Below are 12,587 nucleotides of genomic sequence, written 5' to 3' on the forward strand. Positions count from 1 at the left end.
CTTCGTACTAGGCTTTAGATAGAGTGCTCTTGGTAACGTAACTGCTGTTCGGCGAATTCCCTGTATAACTCGTGGCTTGCGACCAACTGGGCATGCGTACCGACTCCGGTAATGCTTCCTTTGTCGAGGAAAATGATCTGGTCGGCATCGACTACGGTAGAGAGACGGTGCGCGATAACGAGCGTCGTGCGTCCCTTCATCAGATTGTTTAATGCTTCTTGGACTACGCGTTCCGACGTGCTGTCGAGAGAGGAAGTCGCTTCGTCGAGCATGAGGATGCGCGGATTGCGAAGCAAAGCCCTGGCGATGGCGATCCGTTGTCGTTGCCCTCCCGAAAGCTTCATACCGCGTTCGCCTACTTCGGTGTCGTAACCGTCCGGAAGCTCTTCAATGAAGCCGTCCGCGTAAGCCATCTTCGCTACATTCCGCAATTGCTCGTTGTCGACCTCTCTGCTTAAGCCATAAGTGATATTCTCTCGAATCGTGCCCGACATCAACGGACTTTCCTGGGAGACGTAACCGATCTGGCTTCTCCATGACGTTAACGAAAACCGGCCGATCTCATGGTTGCCGTAGGAGATATTTCCGACTTGCGGCTCGTAATACCGTTCGATCAGGGAAAACAAAGTCGTCTTGCCGCTGCCGCTCGGTCCGACTAGCGCCGTAATTTTTCCCGCTGGCACGGTAAAGCTCACTTCCTTTAATATCGCATCGCCGTTGTCGTATTGAAAGGAAACGTCATTCAATAACATATCGGAATCCGCAACCGGCACATCGGAGCCGATCGATTGATCCTCCTCCGGTTGACCTAGAATATCGATCATTCTTTCCGTCGCGCCGATCGCCTTCTGCAATTGCGTGAAGAAAGAGGTAATCTGGCCTAGCGGCATCACGATCTGGATCAAATACAAAATGAATGCAACCAATTCGCCGGCGGTTATAAAGCCGTTGGCAACCCGCAATCCGCCGTACCCTATGATTACGACCATCAGGGCCATGATCACGATGCCCATCAGCGGACCGATGAACGCTTGAATCTTGCCTTCGCGCACGCCAAGCTTGAATAGCTTGTCGATCCCGGACTTCCCGCGACCGTACTCGATCGGCTCGGCGTTAGACGATTTCACGAGACGTACTTCCGACAGCACTTGGGTGAGCAAGGATGTGAAGCTAGCCGTTTCGTTCTGCATGTTGCGCGAAATCTGGTGCATCTTCCTACCTAGGGGGACTAGAATAATTAAAGTCAAAGGAACGGCGATGAGCAGCATCAAGGTCATCTGCCAATCGAGCGTGAACAAGATGATAATCGAACCGACGATCGAGATGATGCCGGTCACGAAACCGGACATATGCTCGGAAACGACCTGCTTAACGACGTTCGTATCATTAGTAACCCTGCTGATCAGTCCGCCAGTCTCTTCTTTGTCGTAATGGGCGACGGGAAGGTAGAGCAGCTTCTTCCACAATATGTCCCGAAGCCCGGACAGAATTTGTTGGCCGAACTTGTTCAGCAAGTAAATCGATAAGCCCCCGGCGATGGTTTGAGCGACGAACACGCAGACTAGCAGGATGATTTGATAAGAATCCAACGAATCCAGTGTAAAGCCGTCTACGAGGTTTTTCGTGAACAAGGGTACGAATAATCCTACGACGGTAGACACTAAGCTGAACGATAGAGCGATTGCCAGCATCGTCTTGGAGGGCTTGGCTTTATTGATCAACGTGACGAACGATTTCCAATTATTCTTGGGCTGAGCGGTATTTTTTCCAGGTAAATCAGCGATTGAGCTCATTTCGAATCCTCGATTCTTCCGATAGGTTAGCGGGACTACAGGCTTATGTTTCCATTATGACGTTACGTTTAAGCCGAATCCATGTTTTCATGAACATCATGCTACAGGATTATGAACTGAGTATGAACGCCGCATGCTCCGAGAACCCTTCCATGGTACAATAAGCGGACAGAGAACCAGCATATAGACGGAGGGACACACGCATGCAAGAATCTTGGATTCGTAATGAACGCCTTTCAAGTCAAGTCGCTTTTCTCGTCGAGATCGACAAGTTGAAGTCCGTGCTACGCAAAACTTTTATCATGGATCGCAGCCGTTTGGAGAATACCGCGGAGCATAGCTGGCACGTATCGTTACTGGCCGTCGTTCTTCTGGAGCACGCTAACGATCCTTCGCTCGATTTGAACCGAGTCATCTGTATGTTGCTTCTGCACGATATTGTAGAGATAGACGCCGGAGATACGTTCGCTTACGACACCGAGGGCTATTTGGATAAAGAGGAGCGGGAGAACGCGGCCGCCAGAAGGCTATTCGGCATGCTGCCGGATGATCAACAAGGAGAATGGATGGAACTGTGGAGGGAGTTCGAGGACGGCGTAACCCATGAATCGAAATACGCCGCGGCGCTCGACCGTCTGCAGCCCGTCATCCACAATTATTATACGGGCGGCGTAAGCTGGCGGAATAACGGGATCGTTCGTTCGCAGGTGCTGAAGAGGCTTGCTCCCGTGAAGGAAGTATCGGAAACGCTGTGGCAATTTACGAACGATATTTTGCAGAGGTCGATCGATCAAGGCATTCTGCTGGACGATCCCATAGCCAAGGAGGGATAACCGTGCCCCGACTGATAGGAACGCAAGTCATGCTCAGGGAGTACCGGATCGAAGATTTACCATGGATACGACAATGGGTGAACGATCCGGATATCGTGTGCCATCTCTCGGATATTTTCCTCTATCCGCATCCCGAACAATCGACGGAAGCGTATTTGGACGCCGCATTGGAAGGGAACTCCGACAGCAAGGGCTTCGTCATCGCCGATCCATCAACGGAAGCCTATATAGGTCAGTTGGGCCTCGATTCCATCGATTGGAAAAACAGGGTAGGTAGGGTTGGCATCGTGATCGGATCCACGGAGCAAATGGGACGCGGCTACGGAACGGAGGCGATGAAACTACTCGTAAACTTCGCTTTCCTCGAGATGAATTTGAATCGCTTGGAGCTGGAAGTGTACGATTTCAACGTACGGGCGATACGGAGTTACTTAAGCTGCGGCTTCGTGCAAGAAGGCCGGCTTCGCGAACGAATCTATAAGAACGGCCGATATCACGACGTTATCCAGATGGGAATCTTGAAGACGGATTGGAAAGGGCAACCCTTAGACCGGTTGACGCTATATCCGCAACCGATCGTTCAAGCGGAGGGAGAAGGAGAAGACACGCGATGAAGCCCGAGCTCAGGCCGATCCCGCGGTCCTCGCTCCGACTTCGCGTCGGTAAATGGGCGTATACTTCGCGTCGATATATGGAATGGATGTTCGGCGGCGTGAAATTCGCCCGAAGGAAGTCGAGCACGCTATTGCCGCATGCCATGGCGCAGCATCGGACGCCATTATTTCGGCGACTGGCGAAAACGGATATGTGGATGCAGAGCAATAAAGTCGTTAACTTATCGTTGGCCGTGCCCAGATTACACGGCATTTTGTTGCGTCCAGGCGAGACGTTCTCCTACTGGCGCTTGATCGGCAATCCGACGCGTAGCAAGGGTTACGTCGACGGCATGGTTTTATTTTGCGGCGAGGTCCGTTCGGGAGTTGCGGGCGGGTTGTGTCAATTATCCAACCTCATTTACTGGATAACGCTACATACGGAGCTGACCGTGACGGAACGACATCGGCATAGCTACGACGTATTCCCCGACGCGAACCGAACACAGCCATTCGGCAGCGGGGCGACGTGCTCTTATAATTACCGGGATTTGCGTATCATGAATAACACGTCCGTTAACTACCAGCTGTTCCTGTCGATAGACGGCGACTTTCTTCAAGGAAGATGGCTGGCGGAGCAGCCCTCGTTCTACCGTTACGAAGTCAAGGAGAAGGACCATGCCATAACTTCGGAGCCTTGGGGCGGCTACGTTCGGCATAATCGGTTGTACCGCGACGTGTTCGCCCTCGACGGGGAATGGCTAAGGGAAGAGGACATTACGGAAAATCATGCTTTGATGATGTATTCGCCGCTTCTTGGCGAAACGTCGAAAGAACATTAAGTTTCTCTTAAAAAAACTCTCGTGCGGTTTCGGCATTCCCATCGATCTGCTATAATTCTCCTATTCTAGTAATAATATTATAGGAGATTAAGAGATGAATAATTGGATCAAGCCTGCAGCATCCGTCTTGATGGCAACCGCTATACTCGTTGGCGGCTCATATGAGACCTCGCATGCCGCCGGGATACTGAAAGAAATAAACGTAGTATTGGATGATATTCCGTTGTATTTAGGTGCCTCTCCCGTCATCAAGAACAACGTAACCATGGTTCCTTTCCGTTCGCTTGCAGCCGCTCTCGATATTCGCGTCTCTTGGGATGGTAAGACGAAGTCCGTCATTGCCCAAGGCATCGTAAACGGCACGTCGAGGAACGTCGTTCTTAAGCTTGGCCAGAATATAGCGACCGTGGACGGGGCGGCCGTGGAAATGCTTGCCGCTCCGTTAATCGTGAACGAACAAGTACTCATTCCGCTAAGTTTCTTCGGGACTCAATTCGGAGCGAAAGTCGGATGGAATAGCGCAACGAGTACCGTATCCGTCGTATCTCCCAAGAGAGCGATTCATCTGAGGGCTTTCTACGCCTTAGGATCGTTCTCGCAGCGGTCAAGAATACTTTCCATGGATTCGACCGCGTTCGGATGGGCGCGAATTAACGAGAACGGCGAGCTGACGTTGGATGGCGACGATTACTACTGGCCGGAAGCGGCGGGTGACGTCACCGCGGAAGCGTTGATTCAAGAAAGCGCCGAGGAAGGCGTGAAACCGTATCTCATGGTGTATGCCGTGGATGGCAAAGGCGAATTAACGAAGATGCTCGGCGACGAGACTCTTCGTCGGAATTCGATAACCGCTATCGTGAACCTTGCTAGAGATAAAGGCTTCGGAGGCGTGTTGCTGGATTACGAGGGATTGGGACTTCGGCTTGACGCTCTCGGACAACAAAAACTTCTGAACGAATATGTAGCCTTGCTAGATGAGGAGCTAACCGCCTTAAACGTCAAATTATCGTTGGCCGTTCCGCCGCCGAACGGTTCATACAAAGGTTATGATTACAAGAAGCTTGCCTCCTACGCGGACGATCTCGTGTTGATGGCTTACGACTATAATCCGAAGGGGACGGCGGATCACACGCCTGAACCGAATGCAAAAGTCGAAGAAGCGGTTCAGCTTACGTTAAAAGCCGGAGTTCCCGCGGACAAATTGATTCTCGGTATCAGCTTGTGGAACGAAACGACCGCTACCGTAGACGACAAGCTCGGTCTTGCCAAGCGGTACGGCTTGCTGGGAGCTTCCTTCTGGCGACTAACCTTCTATGGCGACGATTTCGCCGAAACCATCGACAGAGTCGTACAGAAAGTAGGAGAGTAACGTTGCCGTTCGACCAGGTTTTAAGTCATTATTTTTCCGGCGGGAATTGGGTTGTCGCGAAAGGGCAGTCGGGCTGGAACAATACCACGCGTTTCATCGAAGCCGAGGGTCGGAAATGGGTATTGCGAATATACGAAACGCACAAGGATATGGCCAAAATCCGATACGAGCATGAGCTCTTGCTGGCGTTGAACGAAAAATCGTTGCCATTCCTGATTCCGGTACCCGTTAGAAGTAGAAATGGCGGCACGATCGTCAAGCTTGAAGACGGGACCGAACGCCTTGCCTGCCTCTTTCACCATATCGAAGGAGAAAGGCCGGAAATGGGGAACAGAGACATCGCCTATTTGTTCGGGATAGCTTCCGGCCAGCTTAGCAGAGCGCTGGATGGTTTGTCGCTCGAGGGACAACCGATGTATCCGCCGTATTACGAGATGGATTCCGCGCATCCGTTATGCGCGCCAGAAGACGTCGCGAAATTCTGCTACTCGCCGCCGGAAACGTTTCAAAGCGACGCCGCGGCGTTACGGTTGATCGGAGAGTCGATCGAACGTTTCCGCGGGTACCTCCCGCAGTTCAAGACATTGCCGCACCAGCTTATTCACGGAGACATTAATCATTCGAATTCATTGGTGGAAGCGGGAAATAAGCGGCGTTTGGCGGCGATACTGGATTTCGAATTTTGTACCTGGGACTTGCGCGCGATGGAAATTGCCGTGCTTATATCGGGCTTCTTGAACGAAGAAGGAGCCATGGTGAACGTGGATCGCTTTCTGAACGGAGTAGGCGAACAGCTTCGATTGGACAGATCCGAGGCGGAAGCCATTCCGCTACTCGTCCAGCTGCGGATCCTAGATGTATTCTTGCATTTCCTCGGGCGTTATTGGGATGGCGTGGACGGCATAGACGTTCTTCGCGAACAGACGCAGTCCGCATACGAGGGCCTTCAGAAGCTGGAGTTCGTCGACCGCGAGCTCTTGAAGCTGTGCCTTCGACATCTAACGGCATAGAAAAAGTGAAGATTGATCATAATGACGTATCTCGGGAGGTTCCGGGGTACGTTCTTGATTTTCAACCTAATGATGCATTTACATTTCCGTAAAAATAGATATACTGTTGCTTATGGATACTTTATCGATCATGAAGGCATTATCGAACGAAACGAGATTTAAGATTTTGGAATGGCTGAAGGAACCGGAAGTCCACTTCGAGACAGCTAGCCAGATGCCGAGCGGATGCGATTTCGCTGGCGGAATTTGCGTGGGTTCCATCGCCGGGAAGGCTGGCTTAGCGCAATCGGTTATTTCCGGTTACTTGGTTAAGATGCAAAAGGCAGGTCTGTTGGAGTCCATGCGATATGGTCAATGGACGTATTATCGGCGTAACGAGACAGGAATACAGAAATTTAAGGACGACATCGGTAAAGATCTTTAGTCGATTTTCATCATTATGGACTTAAAAACCCACAATCGGATTTCAACCTGGAGGTAATAGAGTGCAAGAAAAAAATATCGCAGTCCCGACATCCGTGCAATCGTTGTTTCAACCCCTGACTATCGGTCCTTTGAGCTTGCCCAATCGGGTGGTTATGGCTCCAATGACCAGAGGCTTCTCTCCAGGAGGCGTGCCTGGACCTGATGTGGCCGCCTATTATAGACGTCGAGCGGAAAACGGCGTAGGTTTAATCGTGACGGAAGGAACGTTGATTAATCATCCGGCAGCCACCGATAATCCTAATATTCCTAATTTCCACGGCAAGGAAGCATTGGAAGGATGGGCTAACGTTGTCAAAGCGGTACACGAGGCCGGCGGACGAATCGTACCTCAGTTGTGGCATGTAGGCATGACGCGCAAGAACGGTTCATTGCCGAATCCCGACGTGCCGTCGATCGGTCCTTCCGGGCTAAATCTAAACGGCGAGCAGGAAAATGAACCGATGACGAAGGCGGAGATCAGCAGGATCGTTAAAGCCTTCGCGGAAGCGGCCGCGGATGCTAAGCGGATCGGCTTCGACGGAATCGAGCTGCATGGAGCGCATGGATATTTGATCGATCAGTTTCTATGGGAGCGGACAAACCGAAGGACGGACGAATACGGGGGGAGTCTCCTTGCGCGCGTCCGGTTTGCGACGGAGATCGTTGCGGCTTGCCGCGAAGCCGTCGGAACGGATTTTCCGATTATATTACGTTTATCGCAATGGAAATCAGCCGAGTACGGCGCGAAGCTCGCTGCAACTCCAGAACTTCTCGGTCAACTGTTAGCACCTCTCGTAAAAGCGGGAGTCGATGTCTTCCATTGTTCCACGCGCAGATTCTGGGAACCCGAGTTCGAAGGATCGGACCTTAATTTCGCGGGCTGGGTGAAGAAGCTTACGGGCAAACCAACGATTACCGTAGGATCGGTAGGTCTGGATTCCGAATTCTTGGGCGCATTCAGAGGACAAGATGCAGGGACCGCAGACATAAACAATCTAATACAAAGGCTAAACAACGAGGAATTTGACCTCGTCGCCGTCGGCCGCTCATTATTAGTAGATCCGGCATGGGCAGCGAAAATCAAAGATGGACGATTTGATGAGCTTATCCCGTTTCATGCAGAAGCTTTGCGTAAGTTAATCTAAATTAAGTTTGCTTCAGGTCCAAGACTATGGGCGTAAAAGAAAAACAGTCTTTAAGGTGGTTAAACACCTTGAAGACTGTTTTTTTTGTAAGGAAACCACGATTACTCGTTCCGATCGGAATCGCCGTCGCGAAGTGGATGAACTGGCAAGTCATCTTCGCGGCGTTAGGGATGATCAGCTTTATGCTAAGCAGTCCGATTATCGTAAGGGGATTATTCTTCTCCTTCTTCTTGAGCACAAGTAGCTCATCCATGTATAGTTATGCTACTCCTTTCATGGAGTCAATCCTTCACATGAATGAATCAGCCATCGGAATCATGATGCTCACGCTTGGAGTATTTAGCGTAATCGGTTCGAGGATGGGAGGGAAATGGGCGGACAAGTGGGGAACCGTGCGGATGATTATCATAGGGTTGTCAATGCTTGTCGTTGCTCTTGCGTTGCTACCATTAATCTCTTCTCCCGTCTTCATAAGCCTGCTTCTGATCAGCTTCTGGATTTTCTCGATGGCCATGACGATTCCGGTTTCCGCGACGAGAAAAGGGAGAATGCAACAAATTCCGTTGCATTCTCCCGATCGTTAACGAGTATTATGAAGCGGATTGTACGCGACGAGATGCCGAACGAAGATAAGAGACCGCCGACAAGATGGACAGGATCACGACTATCGCCATTCCCCAATAGATATTACTGTAGGCATGGGAGAGCGTTAATCCTTTCTGCCAAGTAAGCGCGCTTGCCGTAATGGCTACGCCGAACGCTCCGCTGAAAAATTGCAGAAGATTAAACAATCCCAATCCGGAACCGATTTGCTTGGCAGGCAGGATACGGGATATCTCGTTGGAGATGCTGCTCGATATGATCGTGAAGCCTACGCTGAGCAAGATATAGATGAATAGGATGGAGACATATGACGTTCCTTCAAACAACGCGAACAACACGACGGAGATCAAGACGAGAAAAGGGACGAAACGGATGAGGGACCCGTTGCCTTGAGTGTCGATTATCCTTCCCACTCTACGGGAAACGAGCATGGCCAAGAGCGAACCCGGGAATATAACAAGACCAGCACCAATGGAGGTTAAACCATATTGACCTACCAGTATTTGCGGCAGCAAGAACAAAGTGGCGAAGCTGCATAGATAGGCTGCGATTCCGACCATGCTTAAGGTTAAATAAGAGCGATTCCGGAATAACGCAGGAAGCACGAACGGCTCGGCGGCGGTTCGAATTCTCGCCACGAATAAAACAAGAGCTACGATACCTGCAGCAAGGGCGAGCCAGGAATGGTTAGTCAAGAATAGCAGTAATCCCGTCGTTCCTACTCCGACGAATAGGGCACCCCATGCATCGAAAGAGCCTTCCTTCGGTTTTTCCTTAGGGATGAACGAAGCGAGGAACGGCACCAATACGATCGTTATTGCCGTAACGATGAACAAATAGTGCCAGCCCATGTATTCAACGATAGCTCCGCCGACGACAGGGCCTAGTCCGAGTCCAAGGGAAGCCGCCGACATGACGGTGGCCATCGACTTTCCTCGGCGTTCAACCGGCACGTAACGGGAAACGAGAATGAGCGATAAAGCCGGGATCGAACCCGCTCCGGACGCTTGAACTAACCGAACGACCAAGAGAAGCACGAAATTATCCGTAAAGTATCCGACGATGGCCGCTAAGCTTAGCGAAAGAATTCCGATGATCAACAATCGTCGGATCGGAATAAAATCGGACAATCGACTGTACGTGATCGAAGAGATGGCGAAGACGATCGAATATCCCGTAACGACCCATGACGTCGAGGAAGGCGACAGATCGAAGGCAATCGATACGTCGGGAAGCGCAAGATTAAACATCATCGTATTCATAATGACGAGCACGATGGATATGCCGAGCAATAATGTGACTAAACCCTCGCGCATGGCGGGTTGCTCAACTCCGTCGGTTGAATTCATGCGAACGGGAATTGACATGTGAGATCCCTCGATTCTTTGTTCTAATATTCGATTGTCATCGAACAATAGAAATATAGCATGGAGTATGATAAAATGCAATCATGGGTTTTGCGAAGGAGGTAGTTAAATGAAAATTTTACATCACCCCGACAAAGCAGATATTCAATTGTCATCCGTCCTATACGCATTAAGCGATCCCGTTCGGTTATTCATTCTTGCTGAATTACGCAGATCAGGCGAACGAACATGCGGAGATATCGATGTGCCGGTCGTGAAATCCACGCTATCGCATCATGCGCGAACTCTTCGCGAAGCAGGTGTGGTAAGCGTTCGGGTGCATGGAACCCAGCGATTCCTGTCGATACGTACGGAAGATCTCGAGTCGAGGTTTCCCGGTTTATTAACTTCCGTCATGAATGCTTACGAGCATTCGGGCGAACCGATGATCATCAATGCGGAATAATCATAAGCTTGATTTCATTGGAAGATCGCGAAAGTTGCGATCTTCTTTATTTTGTCTCATCCGTAGCAAAAAAAATGATGGAAACAAGAGGGGATTCGTCAACGGACATTGAATAATAAGAGGAGGTAATTAATATCGTTAATAGAGAGAGAACGAATGAGGAGAGAATGCCATGTACCCGTTTACGGAAGCAAAGAGAACATTAATGATCAGCGATATTCATGGCTGCATCGAGCCATTAAACCGTATGCTTGAAGAAATCGAATACAACTCGGCTGAAGATCAGCTCATTTTACTGGGCGATTATATAGATAGAGGGCCAAAGAGCAGGGAAGTCGTCGACCGCGTGATCGATCTCGTTCATAACCATCGGGCGATCGCATTGCGGGGGAACCACGATCAGAGGCTCGTGGATCTTATTCGCACGAACGATCCCCATATCCAAGCTAAATTCATGGAGCACGGCGGAATTCAAACTCTTCATAGCTACTGCGGCTTCATCGGAAAGGAAATCAACGTCGAACGGCTGCAAGAAGCTAGACGGCATATCATGGACAATTACGATCATCATATCGATTTTCTAGGCGTTCTTCCTTACTATTATGAAGACGCGAACCACATCTATGTGCACGCAGGGTTAAATCCGCATTACACGAATTGGAAAGAACAACCGCCGCATGATTTTATGTACATTAAAAATGATTTTATCCGATTCAAGACCAAGGTTAGCAAGAAGGTCATTTTCGGTCATACTAGGGCGATGGAAATTCACGGTGTATCCGATGTATGGTTTCATGAAGACAAGATAGGCATAGATGGCGGTTGCGCATATGGGCTGCAATTGAATTGCCTTATCTTTCGGGATCAATCCTATACGACGAGAAAAATCAGCAACTCCTCGGCGTCCGCGTAAAAAAGATGCACGATTATACGAACATTGAGGTCCTTTGCGGCCTCTTTGTTTGGTTTAAAGGAGAATCCGCAATTGAAATATAGAACTTGGCATGTTACCATTGCAAATGATAATGATTATCAATGTTCTTAGATTGTTTGCAAGGGAGATACATATGGGAGTTTCGACACAGTCAACGAATAACAAGTCCGGTTCATCGCCAGTTCATTTCAAGTCCCGTCCGGTCACGGCATTATTCGTCATTCTCGTTGGGATTGTCGGTCTCATCCTGGGATTAATCGCCTCGATTTCCGTCGGAGCAGCGGATATCAAGTTTATGACGGTATGGGAAGCGGTATTCCAGTTCGATAAGAATCTTACGCAGCATCAGATCATTCGCGAGCTTCGCTTGCCCCGCGCGTTGGCAAGCGCTATTGTAGGGGCATCGTACGCGGTGGCGGGAGCGATCATGCAAGGAATGACGCGCAATCCGCTCGCCGATTCGGGGTTGCTCGGCATTAACGCAGGCGCGGGATTCGTCCTAGCACTTTGTTTTGCGTTCAACCCGGGAATAACCGTGCTTGGATTGATGCTGTACTGTTTCCTCGGAGCCGGAATCGGGGCGGGCATCGTATTCGGTATCGGGTCGTTATCCAGAACGGGACTTACTCCGATAAGGTTGGCGTTATCGGGAGCCGCGGTTAGCGCCTTGCTGTTAGCTTTAAGCGAAGGAATCGCCATTCATTACCGGATCGGCCGGGATCTGGCGTTCTGGTATGCCGGCGGGGTAGCGGGCATAAGGTGGTCGCAAATCTGGATTATGCTGCCTTGGGTCTTCGGAGCCATACTCGTGTCGATCATCATCTCTCGGTCCATCACGATCTTAAGCCTCGGGGATGACGTAGCCGTCAACTTGGGACAACGCACGACGTTCATCAAAGTCATCGGGTCGATAGCTGTGCTCATTCTGGCAGGTTCTTCCGTATCGGTGGCCGGTTCGATCGGATTTATCGGATTGATCATCCCTCACATGGCCAGATATTTGGTCGGCGTCGATTATCGTTGGATCATTCCTTCCTCGGCCGTTCTCGGCGGCTTGTTCGTCGTGCTTGCCGATATGGGCGCACGGATGATCAACGCGCCGACAGAAACGCCTATTGGCGTGCTAATCGCGCTTATCGGAGTACCGTTCTTCCTCTATATCGCACGCAAGAGGGGGGACAACTAGCG

General features: G+C 50.4%; 14 protein-coding genes. 11 read left to right on the plus strand and 3 right to left on the minus strand.

The window, feature by feature from the left end; all coding sequences use genetic code 11:
* Positions 1–14: 14 nt before the first annotated feature.
* Positions 15–1,793, minus strand: a complete 1,779-nt coding sequence (locus tag DFP95_RS24000) for an ABC transporter ATP-binding protein (RefSeq protein ID WP_115995232.1) — start codon at positions 1,791–1,793, stop codon at positions 15–17.
* A 203-nt stretch (positions 1,794–1,996) separates the two neighbouring features.
* On the opposite strand from DFP95_RS24000, the gene DFP95_RS24005 reads away from it, so the two are divergent.
* From DFP95_RS24005 to DFP95_RS24035, 7 genes are all read left to right on the plus strand, one after another.
* Positions 1,997–2,626, plus strand: a complete 630-nt coding sequence (locus tag DFP95_RS24005) for an HD domain-containing protein (protein ID WP_181907584.1) — start codon at positions 1,997–1,999, stop codon at positions 2,624–2,626.
* Between the two features lie 2 nt (positions 2,627–2,628).
* Positions 2,629–3,240 carry a GNAT family N-acetyltransferase gene (locus tag DFP95_RS24010; protein WP_115995233.1) on the plus strand — a complete coding sequence of 204 codons (612 nt, stop codon included), beginning with the start codon at positions 2,629–2,631 and terminating at the stop codon, positions 3,238–3,240.
* Positions 3,237–4,061, plus strand: coding sequence for a VanW family protein (locus tag DFP95_RS24015; RefSeq protein ID WP_115995234.1), 825 nt, complete (start codon positions 3,237–3,239; stop codon positions 4,059–4,061). Before DFP95_RS24010 ends, DFP95_RS24015 begins: the two co-directional genes overlap by 4 nt.
* 94 nt (positions 4,062–4,155) lie before the next feature.
* Positions 4,156–5,430: a stalk domain-containing protein gene (locus DFP95_RS24020; RefSeq protein WP_115995235.1), complete on the plus strand. Its 1,275-nt coding sequence runs from the start codon at positions 4,156–4,158 to the stop codon at positions 5,428–5,430.
* 2 nt (positions 5,431–5,432) lie between these two features.
* Complete coding sequence (locus DFP95_RS24025; protein WP_181907585.1) at positions 5,433–6,440, plus strand: phosphotransferase; 1,008 nt, start codon at positions 5,433–5,435, stop codon at positions 6,438–6,440.
* Positions 6,441–6,552: 112 nt separating this feature from the next.
* Complete coding sequence (locus DFP95_RS24030; protein WP_115995237.1) at positions 6,553–6,864, plus strand: ArsR/SmtB family transcription factor; 312 nt, start codon at positions 6,553–6,555, stop codon at positions 6,862–6,864.
* Positions 6,865–6,925: 61 nt separating this feature from the next.
* Positions 6,926–8,050 (plus strand): NADH:flavin oxidoreductase, encoded by a 1,125-nt coding sequence (locus DFP95_RS24035; protein ID WP_245987929.1) that lies wholly within the window; start codon positions 6,926–6,928, stop codon positions 8,048–8,050.
* A 1-nt stretch (position 8,051) separates the two neighbouring features.
* Here DFP95_RS24035 and DFP95_RS29530 read toward each other — a convergent pair whose 3' ends face one another.
* A complete protein-coding gene (locus DFP95_RS29530) occupies positions 8,052–8,303 on the minus strand; it encodes a hypothetical protein (protein WP_245987940.1) in 252 nt (83 codons plus the stop codon).
* Here DFP95_RS29530 and DFP95_RS29535 point away from each other — a divergent pair.
* Positions 8,302–8,634 carry an MFS transporter gene (locus tag DFP95_RS29535; RefSeq protein WP_245987937.1) on the plus strand — a complete coding sequence of 111 codons (333 nt, stop codon included), beginning with the start codon at positions 8,302–8,304 and terminating at the stop codon, positions 8,632–8,634. The genes DFP95_RS29530 and DFP95_RS29535 overlap by 2 nt on opposite strands.
* 6 nt (positions 8,635–8,640) lie before the next feature.
* Here the strand turns inward: DFP95_RS29535 and DFP95_RS24045 are convergent, their stop codons facing one another.
* Positions 8,641–10,020, minus strand: a complete 1,380-nt coding sequence (locus tag DFP95_RS24045) for an MFS transporter (RefSeq protein ID WP_245987931.1) — start codon at positions 10,018–10,020, stop codon at positions 8,641–8,643.
* A gap of 109 nt (positions 10,021–10,129) precedes the next feature.
* Between DFP95_RS24045 and DFP95_RS24050 the strand changes: the two genes are divergently transcribed.
* From DFP95_RS24050 to DFP95_RS24060, 3 genes are all read left to right on the plus strand, one after another.
* A complete protein-coding gene (locus DFP95_RS24050; RefSeq protein ID WP_115995239.1) occupies positions 10,130–10,465 on the plus strand; it encodes an ArsR/SmtB family transcription factor in 336 nt (111 codons plus the stop codon).
* Between the two features lie 172 nt (positions 10,466–10,637).
* Positions 10,638–11,378 carry a metallophosphoesterase family protein gene (locus DFP95_RS24055; RefSeq protein WP_115995240.1) on the plus strand — a complete coding sequence of 247 codons (741 nt, stop codon included), beginning with the start codon at positions 10,638–10,640 and terminating at the stop codon, positions 11,376–11,378.
* 154 nt (positions 11,379–11,532) lie between these two features.
* On the plus strand, positions 11,533–12,585 hold the full coding sequence (locus tag DFP95_RS24060; protein ID WP_115995241.1) for a FecCD family ABC transporter permease: 1,053 nt from the start codon (positions 11,533–11,535) through the stop codon (positions 12,583–12,585).
* Positions 12,586–12,587: the final 2 nt, after the last annotated feature.

This window comes from Cohnella lupini (assembly GCF_003386205.1).
GTDB classification, from domain to species: domain Bacteria; phylum Bacillota; class Bacilli; order Paenibacillales; family Paenibacillaceae; genus Cohnella; species Cohnella lupini.